16 protein-coding genes are annotated in these 17,254 nt (G+C 71.2%); 7 read left to right on the top strand and 9 right to left on the bottom strand.

What is annotated here, in order from left to right:
• Positions 1 to 349: 349 nt before the first annotated feature.
• The 3 genes from OG349_RS04520 to OG349_RS04510 all read left to right on the top strand — a co-directional run bounded on the left by OG349_RS04520 (position 350) and on the right by OG349_RS04510 (position 3,976).
• Positions 350 to 1,789: a DHA2 family efflux MFS transporter permease subunit gene (locus OG349_RS04520; protein ID WP_327233343.1), complete on the top strand. Its 1,440-nt coding sequence runs from the start codon at positions 350 to 352 to the stop codon at positions 1,787 to 1,789.
• Positions 1,790 to 1,846: 57 nt separating this feature from the next.
• Positions 1,847 to 2,818, top strand: a complete 972-nt coding sequence (locus OG349_RS04515) for an acyl-ACP desaturase (protein WP_327233342.1) — start codon at positions 1,847 to 1,849, stop codon at positions 2,816 to 2,818.
• Between the two features lie 328 nt (positions 2,819 to 3,146).
• Positions 3,147 to 3,976, top strand: a protein-coding gene (locus OG349_RS04510) for an IS5 family transposase (protein ID WP_442806362.1) whose coding sequence is annotated in 2 segments (ribosomal slippage) — positions 3,147 to 3,503 and positions 3,506 to 3,976 — 828 coding nt in all. Because the reading frame shifts where the segments join, the coding sequence is not laid out codon by codon here.
• A 2-nt stretch (positions 3,977 to 3,978) separates the two neighbouring features.
• Here OG349_RS04510 and OG349_RS04505 read toward each other — a convergent pair.
• Entirely contained in the window at positions 3,979 to 4,314 is a 336-nt protein-coding gene (locus OG349_RS04505; RefSeq protein ID WP_327233341.1) for a hypothetical protein, read from the bottom strand.
• Between the two features lie 350 nt (positions 4,315 to 4,664).
• Between OG349_RS04505 and OG349_RS04500 the strand changes: the two genes are divergently transcribed.
• Both OG349_RS04500 and OG349_RS04495 read left to right on the top strand, forming a co-directional pair.
• Entirely contained in the window at positions 4,665 to 5,681 is a 1,017-nt protein-coding gene (locus tag OG349_RS04500; RefSeq protein WP_327233340.1) for a helix-turn-helix domain-containing protein, read from the top strand.
• A 73-nt stretch (positions 5,682 to 5,754) separates the two neighbouring features.
• Positions 5,755 to 6,018 carry a hypothetical protein gene (locus tag OG349_RS04495; protein WP_327233339.1) on the top strand — a complete coding sequence of 88 codons (264 nt, stop codon included), beginning with the start codon at positions 5,755 to 5,757 and terminating at the stop codon, positions 6,016 to 6,018.
• Positions 6,019 to 6,092: 74 nt separating this feature from the next.
• On the opposite strand, the gene OG349_RS04490 is transcribed toward OG349_RS04495, so the two are convergent.
• From OG349_RS04490 to OG349_RS04455, 8 genes are all read right to left on the bottom strand, one after another.
• On the bottom strand, positions 6,093 to 7,403 hold the full coding sequence (locus OG349_RS04490; RefSeq protein ID WP_327233338.1) for a sialidase family protein: 1,311 nt from the start codon (positions 7,401 to 7,403) through the stop codon (positions 6,093 to 6,095).
• Entirely contained in the window at positions 7,400 to 8,197 is a 798-nt protein-coding gene (locus OG349_RS04485) for an HpcH/HpaI aldolase family protein (RefSeq protein ID WP_327233337.1), read from the bottom strand. The genes OG349_RS04490 and OG349_RS04485 overlap by 4 nt, the downstream gene beginning before the upstream one ends.
• 78 nt (positions 8,198 to 8,275) lie before the next feature.
• Complete coding sequence (locus OG349_RS04480; RefSeq protein WP_327233336.1) at positions 8,276 to 9,256, bottom strand: aldo/keto reductase; 981 nt, start codon at positions 9,254 to 9,256, stop codon at positions 8,276 to 8,278.
• Complete coding sequence (locus tag OG349_RS04475; RefSeq protein WP_327233335.1) at positions 9,253 to 10,191, bottom strand: ATP-binding cassette domain-containing protein; 939 nt, start codon at positions 10,189 to 10,191, stop codon at positions 9,253 to 9,255. Before OG349_RS04475 ends, OG349_RS04480 begins: the two co-directional genes overlap by 4 nt.
• Positions 10,188 to 11,057: an ABC transporter ATP-binding protein gene (locus OG349_RS04470; RefSeq protein ID WP_327233334.1), complete on the bottom strand. Its 870-nt coding sequence runs from the start codon at positions 11,055 to 11,057 to the stop codon at positions 10,188 to 10,190. The genes OG349_RS04475 and OG349_RS04470 overlap by 4 nt, the downstream gene beginning before the upstream one ends.
• 3 nt (positions 11,058 to 11,060) lie before the next feature.
• Positions 11,061 to 12,020: an ABC transporter permease gene (locus tag OG349_RS04465; protein WP_327233333.1), complete on the bottom strand. Its 960-nt coding sequence runs from the start codon at positions 12,018 to 12,020 to the stop codon at positions 11,061 to 11,063.
• Between the two features lie 2 nt (positions 12,021 to 12,022).
• On the bottom strand, positions 12,023 to 12,952 hold the full coding sequence (locus OG349_RS04460; protein WP_327233332.1) for an ABC transporter permease: 930 nt from the start codon (positions 12,950 to 12,952) through the stop codon (positions 12,023 to 12,025).
• A gap of 3 nt (positions 12,953 to 12,955) precedes the next feature.
• Positions 12,956 to 14,569 carry an ABC transporter substrate-binding protein gene (locus tag OG349_RS04455; protein ID WP_327233331.1) on the bottom strand — a complete coding sequence of 538 codons (1,614 nt, stop codon included), beginning with the start codon at positions 14,567 to 14,569 and terminating at the stop codon, positions 12,956 to 12,958.
• Positions 14,570 to 14,786: 217 nt separating this feature from the next.
• On the opposite strand from OG349_RS04455, the gene OG349_RS04450 reads away from it, so the two are divergent.
• Together OG349_RS04450 and pdxA are read left to right on the top strand one after the other, a co-directional pair.
• The gene (locus OG349_RS04450; protein WP_327233330.1) at positions 14,787 to 16,175 is read left to right on the top strand and encodes a four-carbon acid sugar kinase family protein; all 1,389 of its coding nucleotides are present in this window, start codon (positions 14,787 to 14,789) and stop codon (positions 16,173 to 16,175) included.
• The gene (gene pdxA, locus OG349_RS04445; protein ID WP_327233329.1) at positions 16,172 to 17,221 is read left to right on the top strand and encodes a 4-hydroxythreonine-4-phosphate dehydrogenase PdxA; all 1,050 of its coding nucleotides are present in this window, start codon (positions 16,172 to 16,174) and stop codon (positions 17,219 to 17,221) included. Before OG349_RS04450 ends, pdxA begins: the two co-directional genes overlap by 4 nt.
• Positions 17,222 to 17,254 lie beyond the last annotated feature (33 nt).

The following is a 17,254-nucleotide window of genomic DNA, read 5'->3' as shown; positions in this document are numbered from 1 at the left end:
TTCGGCCATTCTCCGGCGGGCCCGACCCGAACCGGGGCCGGGGGGCCGGGCCGCGGTGTGACTTCCGGCACCGCGGGACACCGCCCGTTCGAGCCGATCCGGGCCCTTCGGACGTGCGATGCCGCGAACGCCGGCGCACCGGTACGGACGCTTCATTACAGAAGCGATGAAAGGTCCTGGTCCGGGAACGTGTACGGGCTCGGCGGCCGTCGCTGGCGGGAAGGTTCCCGTCCCGCTGGAATCGGCGGGTTCCTCTTCTAAATGCACGTACGGTCGTTTAGTTTGTGGAGTGGGTACTGCCGCTGCGGACCGGGCGACGGCGGCGCCTCAGATGAAGGGACCACCTCACATGACGACCGCCTCAGCCCACCCGACGGGCCCCGTCCCGGCCGGGACGGAACAGCAGAAGGAGACCGGGCGGGAGCAGCCGTCCGCCGCGGCCAAGCTCGCCCTCCTCGTCGCGTCGGGCGCGACGTTCCTGGCCGTGCTCGACACCACGGTCGTGAACATCGCCTTCTCCGACCTCCGCGCCGACTTCCCCGATGCCTCGCTGTCCCAGCTGACCTGGGTCGTCACGTCGTACACCGTCGTCTTCGCGGCGCTGCTCGCCGTGGCCGGCCGGGTCGCCGACGTCATCGGCCGCAAGAAGCTGTTCCTGTGGTCCACGGGCGTGTTCATCGTCGCCTCGCTGCTGAGCGGGGTCGCCACGGGTGTGCCCATGCTGATCGCCTCCCGCGCGCTGCAGGGCGTGGGAGCCGCGGGGCTCATTCCGTCGGCGCTCGGACTGGTTCTCCAGCACACGCCCGCGGCCCGCCGCCAGGTGGCCATCGGCATCTGGGGAGCCGTCGGCAGCATGGCCGCCGCCGTGGGCCCCAGCCTCGGCGGCCTGCTGGTGGACGTCTGGAGCTGGCGCAGCGTCTTCCTGATCAACCTGCCGATCGGGCTCGCCATCGTGGCCGGTGCGGCCAAGCTCACCGCTGACGCGCCGAGCGGGCGCAAGCTGCCCGACCCCGTCGGCACCCTCATCCTGGCGCTCGGCGTCGGCGGTGTCGTCTTCGGAGTGACCCAGGGGACGGAGTGGGGCTGGGGCAGTGGACGCGTGCTCGGCCTGCTGATCGGCGGTGCCGTGCTCTTCGCGGTGGCCCTGCTGCTCTCCAAGCGGCACTCCGCGCCCGCCCTCGAACTGGACCTGTGGCGCAGCCGGGCCTTCGCGGCCACCAACGTCACCTCGCTGCTCTTCGGCGCCGCCATGTACTCCTACCTCCTCAGCTCCCTGCTGTTCCTCAACGCGGTATGGGGCTACTCCGAACTGAAGGCGGGCCTCGCGGTGACGCCGGGTGCCTTCGCCGCCGCCGTCGGGGCCACGATCGTGGGGCGCCGGGTCGGTCCGGCCTCCCAGTGGGCCGCGGTCGCCGTCGGCTCCGCGCTCTTCGGTGCCTCCTGCGCCGCCATGTACCTGCTGCTCGACACCGAGAAGCAGTACGCGGCTGTCTGGCTGCCCATCGGCATCCTCGCCGGCATCGGCATCGGCGCGGCGCTGACCGCGATCTCCAACGCGGCCACGGCCTCGCTGCCGCCGGAGCGCTTCGCCTCCGGCACCGGCCTGCTCATGACTACCCGTCAGATCGGTGGTGCCCTCGGCATCGCCGCCCTCGCGGCCATTCTCGAACGCCACAGCGTCCTCGACGACGAGGGCTATCTGCAGGTGTTCCTGGCCTGTGCCATCGGGGCCGCAGCAGCCGCCGTCGCGGCGCCCGCGATCCGGTCCCGGTCGGTACAGAACACGTAACCGTCAGATCTGCGGTGGTAGCCCACGGCTCCCGCCACGATGTGAAGAGAGAGCACGATGCCCCCCATCGATCGATCCGATCGCTCGGTCGCGAGCGCAGAACACTCCTTGCTGGCGGAACTGCAACCGGTGGTGGAGACCAACCTCCACCGTCACCTGGGAGTCGCCAAGGAGTGGTTCCCCCACGAGTACATCCCGTGGAGCGAGGGCCGTACCTTCGACGGTCCACTCGGCGGGGAGGCGTGGACCGAGGACGAGGCCACGCTGCCCGAGGTCGCGCGGACGTCCCTTGTCGTCAACCTGCTGACGGAGGACAACCTGCCCGGCTATCACAGGGCGGTGGCCGAGTTCGGCAGGGACGGCGCGTGGGGAACCTGGGTCGACCGCTGGACCGCTGAGGAGGCCAGACACGGAATCGCGCTGCGCGACTACCTTTTGGCCACTCGCGCCGTCGACCCCAGGGCCCTGGAAAGAGCCCGGATGGAGCACATGTCGGGCGGCTACGACCGCCCCGACGGCTACAGCGCGCTGCACGCGATCGCGTACGCCTCGTTCCAGGAGCTCGCCACCCGTATCTCGCACCGCAACACGGGGACGGCTACCAACGACCCTCGCTGTGAGGCGCTGCTCGCGCGGATCGCCGCGGACGAGAACCTCCACATGGTCTTCTACCGCAACCTGGTCGAGGCCGCGTTCGAGCTGGCGCCCGACACCGCCATGCAGGTGGTCCGAGATGTGGTCGTCGGCTTCGAGATGCCCGGCTCGACCATCAAGGACTTCGGCCGCAAGTCCGCGGAGATCGCCATCGCCGGCATCTACGACCTGCGTCTGCACCACGACAGCGTCATCATGCCCATCCTGCGCAAGCTGCGGGTCTTCGAGCGGGATGGCTTCGGTGCGCGGGGGGAGGCGGCGCGGGAGGAACTCGCGTCGTTCGTCGCCCTGCTGGACAAGAAGGCGAGCTCGTTCACCGACCGCCGGGAGGGCATCAGGGCGGCCCGTACGAAGAGAATGACCTCGGCCGCCTGAGGCGTCCGGTGGACACACCAGGAGGGGGCGGCAGCAGTTTCGGCCGCCCCCTCCGGTGCGTCCACCCGGTATGGCGGGCCTGACCGGTCGTGACTTCACCGCGGCCGCCATGAACACGCAGTACGTCGGTGGCATCATCTGTCCGCCGGTCAGCGGCGCGAAGTGTCCTGGACCATCGCAGGCGGTATCGGAGAAATCCGGTACCGCCTTCCGTCGTTCTTGGGGTTTTGAGTTCCAGGCCGCGCAGGGCGGGGTTCATTGTGTTTCCTGGACGCTTTAGAACTCCTAGCGAAATGATCTTCGAGGTGGTTGGATCACTCCGGGAGTGATGATCCGGGGGTGTGGGGTGGCTCGGCCGAAGCCGTGGGATGTCGATAACGAGCTGTGGGCGGTGGTCGAGCCGCTGCTGCCGAAGGTGGAGCGGCGGGTCCGACATCCGGGGCGGAAGCGGCATCCGGACCGGCTGGTCTTCCAGGGCATCCTGTTCGTGCTACACACCGGGATCGCTTGGGAACACCTGCCGCAGGAACTCGGCTTCGGCTCTGGCATGACCTGCTGGCGCCGTCTGGCTGCGTGGACCGAAGCCGGGGTGTGGCCCCGACTGCACCAGGTGCTCCTGGCCAGACTCCGCGGCGCGGACGCGCTGGACCTCTCCCGGACGGCCGTCGACGGCTCCCACATCCGGGCGCTAAAGGGGGTCACAAAACGGGACGAAGCCCTGTTGACAGGGGCAGAACCGGCAGCAAGCATCATCTGATCACTGATGCCACTGGCATCCCGCTCGCCGCCACGCTGACCGGCGGCAACCGCAACGACGTCACCCAGCTCATCCCACTCCTCCAAGCGGTGCCGCCCGTGCGGGGCAAGCGGGGCCGGCCTCGGCGCCGCCCGGACATCGTGCTGGGCGACCGCGGCTACGACCATGACAAGTACCGCCGCCTCGTCTGGGCCCTCGGCGTGAAGCCAGTCATCGCTCGCCGGGGCACCGAGCACGGCTCAGGGCTGGGCGCTCAACGCTGGGTCGTGGAGCGTGCTTTCGCGCATCTGCACTGGTTCCGTCGCCTACGAATCCGCTGGGAGATCCGCGACGACATCCACGAAGCCTTCCTCACCCTCGGATGCGCACTGATCTGCTGGCGACGCCTGACGAAGCTCTAGTCTCAATCGCGGCTGTCCAAGGTGGCGCTGAAGCCGTGGTCCTGAAGCACCGGGAACGTCTGCACTGCGCCGGACAGCCATGCGTCGATCTCTTCGTGGGACGACCTGATGGCGCTGACCAGTTCCATGACGACGTCCAGCTTCTGCTGGCCGACGTTCAGGCGCAGTTCCGCAACCGATACCTCCCGATACGGCATGCTCAGCTGCCACCAGAAGCGCATGAGATACCGGCACTCCTGCGGCTCGCGATCATCCGCCAGGCGACTGGCGATCATCGCCTGAACACACTGCCGCTGCTCAGCGTCGCGAAATCCGTCTCGAAGGTCCGTCAGAGTCACGGCCGGACAGTGCCAACCGCGCTCACCGGCAAACCTAGCGAGGTCATTCCGTTAGGAGTTCTGAGCCAGGTGTAAAGCCGGCTCAACGAGCGATCGGTGATCACGGGACCGCGGCCTTTGCCTCCAGAGGCAAAGGTTGGATTACAGAGAGCCGAGATCAATAGGGTCAGCCGCACTCGCGCTCCTCCGTTGCGAGGTAGGACCCTTGCCGGCTCAAGAGCCGAACCTCCCCCTGTAACACCTTCAGGAGAAATGATGTGCAAACGCCTTGCTGTGTCGGCAGTCGCTGTGGCAGCTGCCGCATCGTGCCGCGCGGTTCGTAGGTGTCTGGCACACCGAAGGAGGCGACAATGATCGAATCCGTGTTCAGCACCGAAACTCTGCCCAAAGCCGACCGCTGGGCAGCCTGGTACGACATGGCCTCGCGTGAATTCATGACCAGTGAGCTGTCCTCCCAAAGTCGCGACGACTTTCACGGGAACGTGCGTCTGGTCGATCTCGGCGCCGCCCAGGTGTCCACTGTGACCTACAACCCGTTGAGACTGACCAGGACTCCGAAAATGATTCGGCAGTCCGATCCGGAGCTGTATCAGCTGTCACTGGCCCTGCGCGGAACGTTCGCGCTGGAGCAAGCGGGTCGCGAGACGGTCACCGAGCCTCGGGACCTGATGCTCTGCGACTCCTCCCGGCCCTTCCGCGGCCAGGCAACCGCGGAGCAATCCACCGTTTCTCATCTCGTTCTCCAGTTCCCGAGAACGCTGTTCCCGGTCTCCACGGACGCTCTGGACCAGATCACCGCCGTGCGATTACCCGGGCAGCGGGGAATGGGTGCCCTGCTCGCCCGCCACCTCATCGAGATACAGGAAAACGCCTGTGACTACACGCCGGCCGACGCCGCACGCCTCACCAGCATCACGCTGGACCTCCTCGCCGCGCTGTGCGCCCACCATCTTGAAGCCGTACGGTCACTCCCTCCGGAAACACGCAGAACGGCGTTGCAGGTGCAGTTGTACGACTTCATTCAGCGAAGGCTCGGTGATCCGATGCTTTCTCCCGACACCATCGCGGCTGCCCACCACATATCCGCCCGGCACCTGCAAAGTCTCTTCCAGGAGCAGGGCCTCGCCGTTGCCAGCTGGATCCGCGGACGCCGCCTCGAACGCTGCCACCGCGACCTGGCAGACCCCCACCTCCGGTCCATACCCATCCACGCCCTCGCAGCCCGGTGGGGTTTCACCGACGCCCCCCACTTCAGCCGCACCTTCCGCAGGACCTACGGCATGTCGCCCAGGGAGTACCGAGCGCTGACGCTGCCCGACGTGCGGGGACAGACAACTACGGTACGCGGCTGGACAAGGACATCGTGACCGCCTCTGGACATGCTTGAGGCCCCCCGCAGCAAGCAGCGGGTCCTCTTCCAAGTGCAAGAAGGAGAAACACATGCGTGTACGTCAGTTGCTCACCGGCATAGCTCTGGGAGCCACCGTCCTTGTGGGTGGCGCCGCCACCGCACAGGCAGCCCCCGCGGCGCCTGCCAAGACGGCACCGGTCGCGGCCGCGACCTGGCAGTGGACCGGCGAGTACTACTCCGCGAAGTCCTCCTGCGACGCCCGGAGGTCGTACTTCATGGCCGCCTCGAACGTCTACAACTACAGGTGTGTCTCGAGCGGCGGTCTCTGGGGCGGACAGGTCTACGCCGACTAGTGCTGCTCCGCTGCCCGGGGCGGTGACCACCGGGCAGGGGTGGCAGGGGCGGCCCCGACCAGGGCCGCCGCCTGCTACTCCGTACGTTCTCCGTTCACACTGCCCCCGTTCACACCGGCTCCGTCCCCTGCCGCGCCCGTCCACACCGGGTCCAGCCGCAGGTAGGTGAGAGTGCGCCGGTGGTGCGTGAAGGCGATGTGCAGGGCGCCGTCCCCGGTCCGTACGACCGACGGATAGGACAGTTCGCGGTTGAGGCCGTCACGGGAGTTGTTGGTCAGGCAGTACCCGTCACCGGTCGCCAGGTCGTGGCGGACCGGCCAGCTCCGGCCGCCGTCCGACGAGACCGACAGGGTGAGCGGAGCGCGGGGCGCGCCCCAGAAGGCCGCACCGGTCGGTGGGTCACTTTCGGTCGCCTCAGCGTCCGTTTCGGTCGCCTCAGCGTCCGCCGCGTCGCCGGTCCCCTCATCCTTGCCCTGGTCCTCGTCGCTCAGGCCCTCGTCGTCGATCTCGTCGTACAGCGATACCCGGCGTGCGGTGGCGTCGGCGGCGCTGCTGTGGTTGTGGACCAGGGCGAGCCGTCCGTCGTCCCACGGCACGTACTGGAGGGACGAGTTGTTGTTGGGGACGGTGAGTGGTTCGGGCACCGTCCATGTCCATCCGCCGTCGTCCGACGTGGAGCGGTGTACGGCATCGGCCCGGCGGCTACGGAACAGCGCGAGCAGGGAACCGTCCGGCAGCGGATGCGCGTTCATGTGCACGAGCCCGGTGGAGCCGGGCACCGGCCGCTCCTCCCAGCTCCGTCCCGCGTCGTCGCTGACCATGACCGAGCTGGTGTCGTCACCACCCGACCAGGGCCGCCCCGCCGCGGTGACACAGCGGAAAACCGGCAGCAGCCACCGCCCCGACGGGAGGACGGCGACCGGCTGGCGCACATAGATCCCGCCGCGCGAGTCCGCCGGGAACAGCACCCGGGCCGGGCCCCAGGACTTCCCCCCGTCCTCGCTGATCCGGAGCCGTACCCCGGAGGTGTCCTGGTGCCCGGCGCGCTGGGCCGTGTGCAGCAGCCAGAGCGCGCCCTCCGGGGTGGGGAAGAGGACCGGGTTCTGCTCCGAGCGCGCGGAGTCGTCGGAGAGCCGGACCGGCGTGCTCCACCGCTCCCCGTCCGGCGCCAGCCGGGAGAACCACACGGAGATGTCCGCGACGCCCTCCTGCGTACCGGCGAACCAGACGCACCCCAGGTCCCCGCCGGGGAGGACCGCCAGATTCGCGGCGTGGTTCTGGACGGCCGGCGCGGTCAGCCGGGCCTCGGCGCGGCCCGGCTCGGTGGGGTGCGGGCGCACCACGCCGTCCGCGGGGGCGCCGGCGGGGGAGTCTGCCGAGGTCACCGTGCGTCCCCGGCGCCCCGGGCGGCGGCGAGATGGCTGCCCGCGGCCTGTTCGAGGTGGACCAGATCGCTGGAGACGGTCGCGAAGGTGAACCCCTCGGCCAGCCGGCGGGCGGCGCTCGCCCCGTCGGCGGTGTGGATGCCCGCGGCGATCCCGGCCGCCGCCGCGGCCTCGCGGATCGTGGCCAGCGCCGCTTCGAAGCGGTCCTCGACCTCCGGATCGCGGGTGGTGGCACCCCCGATGCCGAGCCGCAGGTCGGAGGGGCCCACATAGATCCCGTCCAGGCCCTCGGTGGCACAGATCCCGGCGACGCGCGCCAGCCCCTCCGCCGTCTCGATCATCGCGAGAACGACGGTCTGCGCGTGCGCGTCGACCGGGTCGGGTCCGATCCGCAGGGCCGAGCGCATCGGGCCGTACGAGCGCCGGCCGAGCGGCGGGTAGCGTACGGCGGCCACCGCGTCGGCCGCGTCCCCCGGGGTGTCCACGAGCGGCACGATGACCCCCGCCGCCCCCGCGTCGAGCGCCCGGCCGATCGGCCCCGGGTCGTTGGCCTCGACCCGCACCAGCCCGACGGCGGTGCTCCCCCTGGTGTCGATGGCCGTGAGGGACGCGAGCACACCGGAGTACGCGATCAGACCGTGCTGCGCGTCGAGCGCCACATAGTCGTATCCGAGCCGCGCGATGCGCTCGGTGGAGACCGGGGAGTCGAGGACGGACCAGTAGCCGATGAGCTGTTCGCGGGCGCGCAGCGCGGAGGCGAAGGCGCCGGGCGTGCCGGACCGGTCTCGGGTCATGAGGGGCTCCTTGAGAGAGGAGAGCGATGGGTGCGGTGGGGCGGGAGAGCGCGGGTGCGGTTCCGGCGGGCGGGGGCCTCAGCGGTTGTACGCGGGCATCGGACCGCGCAGCCGGGCGCCGACCGCGTCACACGCCGCCGTCACGTCGGCGGGCAGCGGACCGGCCTGGGCGGCGGCGATGTTGGCCCTGAGCTGCTCGGTCCGTGAGCCGCCGAGGAGGAGCGCGTCGGTCGACGGCCGGTCGAGCAGCCACCGCAGCGCGAGATCCGTGAGGGCGATGCCCGCCTCACCGGCGATACGGGTCAGCTCCTCGACGGCGTCGAACATACGCTCGTCCCAGTAGCGTTCCCGGTACATCGCGGCGAGCTTCGAGTCCCCGAACCGGCCGGATTCCGGGGTCTGTCCGAAGTGGTGGCGACCGGTGAGGAGCCCACCCCCGAGCGGGTTGTAGACGAGGGTGCGCAGGCCGGTGACCCGCGCGTACTCGACGTACTCCTCCTCCAGCCGGCGCGCGAGGAGGTTGTGGAGCTGCTGGGCGACGACCGGACCGGGCACGCCCACCTCCCCGGCGGTGCGGACGAGTTCGGCGATCTGCCAGGCCGCGTGGTTGGAGACCCCCAGGGCGAGGATCTTCCCCTGGGCCATCAGCTGGGCGACGGCCGTGAGAGTCTCGGCGAGCGGTGTGGCCCGGTCCGGCTGGTGCAGATAGAACAGCTCGACCCTGTCGGTCCCGAGCCGGGTCAGGCTGCCTTCCAGCGCGGCCCGCAGGCCGGCCGCCGAGAGCGGGGCGTGCCCGCCCTGGTCGGGGTGCGGGATACCGGCCTTGGTCGCCAGGACGATCCGGTCGCGGCGGCCGGGGAGCAGGTCCGCGAGGATGCGCTCGCTCTCCCCGCCCGCGTAGCCGTTCGCCGTGTCGATTCCGGTGATGCCCGCGTCGAGTGCCGTGTCCACCATGGTGGCGGCGCCCGCCCGGTCGACGGTGTCGCCGAAGGTCATGGTGCCGAGGACGAGACGCGACAGCGGGACGGGCAGATGCGGCAGGTCGATGCCGGTGATCACAGGCGGGTGCCTTCCGGTGCGGTGGTGGTGAGCAGGTGCCGCGGCTTGACGCCCCGGATCCTGGTGGGGTCGAGCGCCGCGCGGCGCAGCGCGCGGGTGTACGGCTCGGCCGGTGAGGCGAGTACGGCCGCGGTCGGTCCGGTCTCGACGACACGGCCGGCGTTCATCACCACGACCTCGGTGCTGATCTCACGGACCACGGCGAGATTGTGGGCGATGAAGAGATACGCGATGCCGGTCTCCGCCTGGAGTTGGCGCAGCAGATCCAGCACCTGCGCCTGGACCGAGACGTCGAGGGCCGAGGTCGCCTCGTCGCACACCAGGACGTCGGGACGTGACGCGAGCGCGCGGGCGATGCCGATCCGCTGGCGCTGGCCGCCGGAGAACTCCGGCGGACGCCGGTGCAGGGCGGAGGACGGCAGTCCGACGCGGTCGATCAGCCCGGCCGCCTGCCGGGCCCGCTCCGCCGGGTCGCGGACGCCCGCGAGGCGCAGCGGCTCGGCCACGATCTGCTGGGCGGTCAGGTGCGTGTCGAGCGAACCGTACGGGTCCTGGAAGACCATCTGGATCCGCCGGCGCAGCGGGCGCAGCCGCCGCTCCGGCAGCGCCGCGATGTCCGTGCCGTCGAGATGGATATGACCCGAGGTGGGCTTCAGCAGCCGGACCAGGGCGCGCGCCAGTGTCGACTTGCCGCATCCCGACTCGCCGACGACGGCGAGCGAACCGCCACGCGGGAGGTCGAGGCTGACTCCGTCGACGGCCCGGAACGGGCCCCGTGCGGTGGGGTACTCGACCACGAGGTCCTCGACCCGCAGCAGCGGTGGCCCTGTCACCTGATCCCTCGTCCGGTCGGCCGCCGGGCCGCCGGCGGGCCCCGTCTCAGGACCGCCCGCCCCGGTGTCGTACCACGGAGTGTTCTCCGCGCCGGCGCTCATCCGGTCACGCCCCGGGGCGCGGTTCCGGTCAGGGCGTCCTCGTCCCAGCCGCCGAGGCGTGGGACGGCGGCGAGCAGGGAGCGGGTGTACGGCTCGGCCGGGCGCTCGACGATCCGCTCGGCGGGACCCGACTCCACGAACCGGCCCTCCTTCATCACATGGATACGGTCGGACACGACGCGTGCCACCCCCAGATCATGGGTGATCATCAGCATTCCGATCCCCTCGACTTCCTGTAGCTCCATCAGCAGATCGAGGACGCCCGCCTGCACGGTGGCGTCCAGCGCCGAGGTCGGCTCGTCGGCGACCAGCAGCCGGGGCCCGGCGGCGAGCGCCACGGCGATGAGGATCCGTTGCAGCATGCCGCCGGAGAACTGGTGCGGATACGCCTTCCAGCGGGTCTCCGGCTTCGGGATACGGACCTGGGCGAGCAGGTCGGTCCCCTTCTCCCTGGCCTCGGCCCGGGAGAGGCCCGGATGGCGCAGCCGCAGCGCGTCACCGAGCTGGCGGCCGACGGTGTGGACGGGGCTGAGCGCCGTCATCGGATCCTGCGGGATCAGCGACACGGTCCGGCCGCGCAGGGCGCGGGCGGCCTCCGGGTCGGCGATGATGTCCTGGCCGGCGATCCGTACGGACCCCGAGAGCACGGCGAGCCCTTCGGGGAGCAGCCGCAGCACCCCCATCGCGGTGGTCGACTTCCCCGAGCCCGACTCGCCGATGAGGGTCACGGTCTCCCCCTCACCGACCGTGAAGCTCACGCCGTCCACGGCGCGGACCACTCCGCGCGCCGTCATCAGCTCGACCTGAAGGTTCGAGACGTCCAGCAGCGGGACGCCCGCGTCCTGCGGGGAAACGTGTGCGGTCATGGCTCAGACTCCCTTCTTGCCGCGGGGCACCCGGGCGCCGCGCGGTGCTCGGACCGTACGCGTACGGTCGCGCAGCCCGTCGCCGATCAGGTTGACACCGACCACCAGCAGGGCGATGACGAGGCCCGGCAGCGTGACCAGCCACCACGAGGTGGTGATGTAGTTCTGGCCGTCGGAGATGATCCGGCCCCAGGTGGCGAACGGCCGCTGCGGACCGGCGCCGAGGAAGCTCAGCGCGCTCTCCAGCAGCACCGCCTGCGCGAGCAGCAGCAGGACGACCAGGCTCGCCGGGCGGACCACGTTGGGGATGACATGGCGGCCGAGGACGGACCAGCCGCGCAGCCCGAGGACCCGGGCCGCCGCGACATACGGTTTCTCGCGTTCCACGAGGACGAGGGAGCGGGTCAGCCGCGCCACCTCCGGCCACTGCGCGACCGCGATCACACAGGTGATGACGGTCACCGAGGGCCCGAACAGGGCCACCACGAGCAGCAGCATCATGAGCAGCGGAAGGGCGAGCTGCGCCTCCAGCAGCCGGGAGACGACCGTGTCGACCCACCCGCCGAAGAATCCGGCCGCCGCGCCCGCCGCGATACCGATGACCCCGGAGACGAGGACCGCCAGGAGACCGACGGTCAGGGAGACCTGGCCGCCGTGGAGGATACGGGAGAGCAGATCGCGGCCGAGCTGGTCGGTGCCGAAGAGATGACCGTCGCTCAGCGGCGGCAGCCGGCGCTTCGACAGGTCCTGGGCGTCGGCGCCGGGCAGCGGCAGGAGCGCGGCGAGGGCGACCGGCAGGACGACGAGCGCGGTGCAGACCGTCCCGGCCCAGAGCTTGAACCGGGCGCCGCGCCGCTGCCGGGCGGCGGTGGAGCGGGCGAGGTCGCGGGCCGTGACGGCGCTCGGGCCGCCGCCGGAGGACGGGGCGCCGGAGGTGTCGGCGGTACGCAGGGCGGTGGTCATGGTCAGGCCGCCTTTCCGAGGCGCACCCGCGGGTCGAGCAGCGGGTAGGCGAGGTCGACGAGGAGTTGGACGAGGATCGCGAGGGTCGCGGTGACCAGGACGGTGGCCTGGATGAGCGGGTAGTCGCGGGTCTCCAGGGCGCGGACGACGAGCGAGCCGACCCCCGGCCAGCCGAAGACGACCTCGACCACGACCACTCCGTTGAGCAGGGCGGCGAACCGGGTCCCGATGGCGGTGATCAGCGGCACCCCGGAGTTGCCGAGGGCGTACCGCCAGGTCAGGGCGCGTTCGGAGAAGCCCCGGGAGCGGGCGACGGTGATGTAGGGGGAGGCGAGTGCGGTGGTCATCTCCCGCCGTACCAGCCTTGATATGAGCGCCAGTTGGAGGATGGCGACGGTGACCGTGGGCAGGACCAGACCGCTCCAGGACGTGAATCCGGAGGCGGGCAGCACCGGCAGCAGCACGGCGAAGACGGTCAGCAGCATCACCCCGGTCCAGAAGTCCGGCATGGACTGCCCGCCGATGGTGAGGACGTTGGCGCCGAGTTCGCGCTTGGAGTCGGCGCGCCGGGCCATCCACACCCCCAGCGGCACCGCGACGACGGCGGTGACGGCGATCGCGGAGACGGCCAGGGTGATGGTGTACGGCATCCGGTCCAGGACCACGTCGAGGGCCGGGGCGCGGAACGAGTAGCTGGTGCCGAGGTCTCCCGTGAACAGGTCACGCAGGAAGATCCCGTACTGCTCGACCAGTGACCGGTCCAGTCCGAACTGGCTCCGGATCCTGGCGAGATCGGCGGTCGTGGCGGTGGGACCCGCGTAGGCGGCCGCCGGGTCGCCGGGAGCGAGCCGTACCAGCAGGAAGACGGTGGTGAGGGTGAGGAAGACGGTGAGCAGGCTCTGACCGAGCCGGCGGGCGAGGTACGTCGGCACGGCTCAGCCCTCCAGCCGCACGGCGGACAGGTCGTAGGAGTTGATGGGGAGCAGGGTCATTCCCCGCACCCGGGTCCTGCGGGCGAGGAGCGTCTTCGGGGCGAAGGCCCACAGGCTCGGCCAGGTCTCCCAGATCGCCTGCTGCACCACGGCGAGTTTGCTGGTCCGCGTGGCGTCGTCCACCTCGGTGGCGGCGGCCGAGAGCTGCCGTTCGACCTGGGGCACGACGTATCCCATGAAAGCGTCGCGGGTCCGTTCCTTCGCGGCCGTCCCGCCGTACATGCCCTGGAGTGTGGTGAGGGCCTGGCCGGTGGGGCTGCCGTAGCCGTTGCCGATGACGTCCCAGTCGCCGGCCCGCCCCTGGCGCCAGGTGAGGATGTCCCCGCCGGGCTCGAACTGCTGGAGCGAGGCGCGGACGCCGACGGACTTCAGCATGTCGAGGACGGCCTCCATCACGGAGGTGTCGGCCGCGAACTCGCCGGACTCCCAGATCACCTTGATCCGCAGATCAGTGGCGCCCAGGGAGGTGAGGAGTGCGCGGGCCTTGGTGGGGTCGTAGCTGTACGAGCCGGTCCGCGCGGCGCCTTCGAGCGCGAGGGGCACCACGCCGCCCGCCTCCTCCGCCGCGCCGTTCAGCACGTCCTGGACGAGGGCGTCGCCGTCGATCGCGTAGGTCAGCGCGCGCCGTACCCGGGGATCGGCGAGGGGGTGGCCCTCCGGTTTGCGGAAGTTGTAGAAGAGCTGGCACATCCGGACGCCCGAGGTCTCCTCGACCTCGACCCCGGGCAGGCCCGTGAGCTGGTCCGCGGAGTCCGGGGTCAGGGTGTCGACCACGTGGATCTCGCCGCTGCGCAGCGCGACGACCCGGCTGGACTCCTCCGGTACGAACCGTACCCGCACCGTTTCGATCGACGGCTTCGGTCCCCAGTACCGCGGATTGCGGCCGAGGGTGTACTCGCCGGCGCCGGAGTTCGCCCGCAGCACCTGGTACGGGCCCGAGCCGAGTCCGTTCTGCAACTCCTCGGGCCGGTTGGCGGCGGCCGGCGTGATGTGGATGTTGGCCATCAGCCGGTCGAGCACCGGCACCGGCTTCTGTGTGTGCAGCAGGAAGGTGCGGGGGCCCGTCTTCTCGACGGTGGGCAGCTCGGGGAAGAGACCGAGGAGGAAGGAACCGTTGACCTTGCCGTACATGCGGAGCGCCGTGGCCACGTCCTCGACGGTGACCGGGCTGCCGTCGGAGTAGCGCACGCCCTCCCGCAGCCGCACCGTCCACGCGGTGGGTTCCGCCATCTCGAACCGGTCGGCGAGGACCAGTGACGGTTTCATGCCGGGGCCGATCCGGGTCAGCGCCTGCCGTACCGCGCGCTGCACGGTCACCGCCGCGTCGAACTGGTTCAGCTTGTTGTCCAGGCTCACCAGGGAGCGGTTCAGCCCCAGGGTGAGCGTGCCGGGGCCGGGAGCGCCCGTGGGGCCCGCGCAGGCGGTCAGGGGGGCGAGAGCCACGCCCGCGCCGCCGAGTGCGCCCCAGCGCAGCAGGGTACGGCGGCTGAGTGGCTCCCGCGTGAGCGGTTCACGCGGTGGAGCGTCCGGGGGAGCGCTCTGAGGAGTAAGGGTCATCGTCGACCTTCTCGGGTTCTGGGAGGCGACCGGCTCAAGCAGACGGCGTCCGGTTCGTCCGGCGCTGTACTCCGGCTCTCCGGCACCAACAGGTGTCGCGCCGCACAAGGTGGCATGGCTTGCGTGTTTCGCGCAAGAGGTCTCGCGCAGTTCGCGCAACATGTGTCATCATCGGGCACCGAGGCAGCCCGCCCCGGGCCGCCCGGAGGAGGTATCCGTGTCCCCCACGCCCGCCGGCGAAGGCGCGCCCCGCCCGGTGCTCGCCCTTGCGGACGACCTGTCCGGCGCGGCCGAGACGGCCGCGGCACTGGGGCTGCCCGCCACGATCGTGCTGGGCCCCGCGGCGGTGGCACCACCCGCCCCCGGCCGGGCCCTGGTCCTCGACCTCGACACCCGGCACGCCGAGCCCGGGCGGGCCGCGCGGGCCGTCCGGGAGGCCGTCCTGGAAGCCGGGGACGACACCGTACTGATCAAGAAGATCGACTCCCTCCTCCGCGGGAACCTCGCCGCCGAGACCGCCGCCTACGCGGAGGGCGCGACCGGCCTGATCATCGCCCCCGCGCTGCCGGTTGCCGGGCGAACGGTCCGCGAGGGCGTCGTCCACCTGCACGGAAGCCCCCTCCACCACACGGACGCCTGGCGCGCGGAGACCCTTCCCGTACCGCGCTCGGTGGCGGCGGCGCTCGACGGCATCCGTACGACCGTGGTGCCGCTCGCCGCCGTCCGCTCGCCCCTCGGGGAGCTCACCGGGCTGCTGCGCGCCCTCGTGGAGGACGGAGTGACACCGGTGTGCGACACCGGGACGGACGCCGACCTCGACGCGATAGCCGTCGCAGCGCTCCGGCTCGGACCGGGCGTACGGCTCATGGGGTCCGGCGCGCTCGCCGCCGCCCTCGGCCGCGTGCTCGCGGGAACGCTCGCGGGAACAGGGCTGCCGCTGCCGGGAAGTGACGGGGCGTCGGAGGATCTCGGTCGCGGACCGGCGGCCGTACCGCGTCCGCTCCCGGGCAGGACGCTTCCGCTGCTCGTCGTCGTGGGTACCGCCGAACCCACCGCCGTTGCGCAGATCGCGCAACTCACCGCTGTCGGAGCCCGGCACACCGCGCTTCCCGCGCACCTCCTCGCCCGCTCCGGTCCGCCCCCGCCGCTCACGGTCAGGCCCGACGACGCCGTGAGCGTCGTCAGCGTCGACAACACCCGCGGGGTGGAGCCCGGTTCGGCCCGCCGCGTGGTGGCCGGACTCGCCGCGGCCGTCGCCGCCGTACCGCACTCCACCGATCTCGTCCTCACCGGAGGCGAGACCGCGCGGCGCGTCCTCGACGCGCTCGGCGTCACCCGGCTCCGCCCCGTGGGACAGGTCCACCACGGAGCCGTGCACAGCCTCACCCCCGACGGCCGGTCCGTCGTCACCCGGCCCGGCAGCCACGGCGACACCGGCTCCCTGCTGCGGATCGTCCGCGCCCTCCGACCGCACCACCCGGACCCGCCGGCCGGGGAGCCGGCCGGACTCCGCCCACCGGGCGCGCGGTTCGCCGCGTCCCACACCCCCTCTTCCGTACCTTCCGTACCTTCCGTACCTTCCGTACCGCAAGGAGAAGTCCTGTGAACGCAGCCCCGACGACCGCCCCCGCGGAGCAGACCGACACGGCCGGCCGGCCGCTGCCGATCATCGCCGTCACCATGGGCGACGGCGCCGGCATCGGCCCCGAGGTGATCGTCCCCGCGCTGCTCCACCCCGACACGCTGGGCCGCTGCCGCCCCGTGGTCGTCGGCGACGCGGAACGGCTCCGCCAGGCGGCGGCCATCCTCGGCGCGGACTGCGAGATCGTGACGGTACGGAGCCCGGCCGAGGCCGAGTCCGGCCCGGGCCGCATCTTCGTCATCGACCTCGGGCTGCTCCCCGCCGACCTCCCCTGGGGCCGGCTCTCCGCCCTCGCGGGCGACGCCGCCTACCAGTACGTACGGGTCGCCGCCGAACTCGCCGTGAGCGGTGAGGTACAGGGCATCTGCACCGCCCCCCTCAACAAGGAGGCGCTGCACGCCGGCGGCCATCTCTACCCCGGCCACACCGAACTCCTCGCCCATCTCACCGGTGTCGAGGAGGTGTCGATGATGCTCTCCACCCCGAAGGTGAAGGTCATCCATGTCACCACGCACATCGGTCTGATCGACGCGGTCAACCGCATCGAACCCGGACTCGTCGAGCGCACGGTGCGCCGCGGCCACGAGGCCATGGTGCGGGCCGGTGTCCCGAACCCGGTCATCGGGGTCTGCGGGATCAACCCGCACGCGGGCGAGAACGGCCTGTTCGGCTACGGCGAGGAGGAGGAGAAGATCGTCCCGGCGATCGCGGTCCTGCGCGCCGACGGCATCGACGCCGTGGGACCGCTCCCCGCCGACACCGCCTTCTTCCTCGCCTCGCGCGGCGACTACGACCTGATCGTCGCCATGTACCACGACCAGGGCCACGGCCCCGTCAAGGTCATGGGGATCGAGGCCGGGGTCAACCTCACCGTCGGACTCCCGGTCATCCGCACCTCCGTCGACCACGGCACCGCCTTCGACATCGCGGGTACGGGCCGTGCCGAGGCCGGTAGCATGGTCGAGGCACTGCGCCAGGCCGCTGAGATGTCCACCGTTCCGGCCCGTTGATCCCGGTCCGCCCGCACCAGAGGACAGAAGACT

This window comes from Streptomyces sp. NBC_01317, assembly GCF_035961655.1.
Taxonomy (GTDB): Bacteria; Actinomycetota; Actinomycetes; order Streptomycetales; family Streptomycetaceae; genus Streptomyces.
Note: the sequence above shows the minus strand (reverse complement) of the source record. Positions and strands in the feature narration are given on the sequence as shown.